Origin of the sequence: Dryocola clanedunensis (genome assembly GCF_038405435.1) — a bacterium.
GTDB lineage: Bacteria > Pseudomonadota > Gammaproteobacteria > Enterobacterales > Enterobacteriaceae > Dryocola > Dryocola clanedunensis_A.
This window is the reverse complement of the sequence record NZ_JBBYHZ010000090.1, coordinates 1-681: the sequence shown is the minus strand read 5'-3', so window position 1 is coordinate 681 and position 681 is coordinate 1. Positions and strand designations below refer to the sequence as shown.

Genomic DNA, 681 nt, shown 5'->3' with positions numbered 1-681 from the left:
GCTCGATTTCCTTGTTCTGCTCCTTGACCTTGTCGATCTCGGCCTGCAGGAAGGTGTTGCGATCCACCTGCCCGCTGACCTGGCGGTCGTAATAGAACCAGATCAACAGCGACAGCAGCAGACCGCCGATGGCGGCGGCACCGAGCATCGCGTAGAAGTCGCGCTGGCGTTGCTTGCGCCGCTCGGCGCGCCAGGGCAATAAATTGATGCGCGCCATCAGTCAAAGCTCCTCAGGGCCAGACCGGTGGCGATCATCAGCGCCGGGGCGTCCTGGGCCAGGGCGTGTGCCTGCACCTTCGGGCCCAGGGTCATCTGTGCCAGCGGGTTGGCCACCACAGTGGCCACGCCCAGCTGCTCTTCCACCATGTCCGGCAGGCCGGTCAGGGCCGCGCAGCCGCCGGCGAGCACGATGTGGTCGACCCGGTTGAACTCGCTGCCTGCATAGAAGAACTGCAGCAGGCGACTGATCTGCTGGACCGTGGCTTCCTTGAACGGCTCGAGCACTTCCATCTCGTAGCTTTCCGGCAGCCCGCCCTGGCGCTTGGCCAGGCCGGCCTCTTCGTAGGTCAGCCCGTAACGGCGCATCACTTCGTCGGTCAGCTGCTTGCCGCCGAACACCTGTTCGCGGCTGTACAGGCTGCGGCCGCCACGCAGGACATTCAGGGTGGTCATGGTGGCGCC

Annotated in this window: 2 protein-coding genes; both read right to left on the bottom strand. The window is 65.5% G+C overall.

The window, feature by feature from the left end; translation table 11 throughout:
• On the bottom strand, positions 1-217 hold a 217-nt coding region (locus tag AAE045_RS23565), incomplete at its 3' end, for a PilN domain-containing protein (protein WP_455549734.1).
• The coding region (gene pilM / locus AAE045_RS23560) for a type IV pilus assembly protein PilM (protein ID WP_455549733.1) at positions 217-681 on the bottom strand (465 nt) is incomplete at its 5' end. The genes AAE045_RS23565 and pilM, both read right to left, overlap by 1 nt.